This window comes from Vibrio sp. 1402, assembly GCF_033340275.1.
On record NZ_JAWOWE010000742.1, the window covers coordinates 1 to 511 of the forward strand.

General features: G+C 48.7%; 1 protein-coding gene. It reads left to right on the forward strand.

Annotated features, from left to right (window positions below; all coding sequences use genetic code 11):
• Positions 1-49: 49 nt before the first annotated feature.
• The coding region (locus R7044_RS28235) for an isoaspartyl peptidase/L-asparaginase family protein (RefSeq protein WP_225456408.1) at positions 50-511 on the forward strand (462 nt) is incomplete at its 3' end.

The following is a 511-nucleotide window of genomic DNA, read 5'->3' on the forward strand; positions in this document are numbered from 1 at the left end:
TATCTGCGGTGTAGTGCAAATCATACAAGGAATAACAGTGGACAAAGCGATGACGAAACCGTTCTCAATTGCCATTCACGGCGGAGCAGGCACCATTTTGCGTGAACAAATGAGTGATGAACTCCAGCAATCCATCTTGGCAGACTTAGAAGCTGCGGTAAAAGCAGGACACCAAATACTCGAACAAGGCGGTGAAGCGCTTGATGCGGTGGTCGCTGCGGTAAAAGTACTGGAAGACTCTCCCAACTTTAATGCGGGTAAAGGCTCGGTTCTTACTCACAACGAAATGGTAGAAATGGATGCCTCTGTGATGGATGGTCGCAACCTTGCCGCAGGTGCTGTCGCGGGCGTTAGACACATTAAAAACCCGATCGAGTTGGCTCGGGATGTGATGCTTCGCAGCAACCATGTGTTGTTGGTTGGTGAAGGTGCTGAGAAGTTTGCTTTTGAACAAGGCCATCAATACACCGAACAAGATTACTTCTTCACAGATCGCCGTTATGAACAGCTG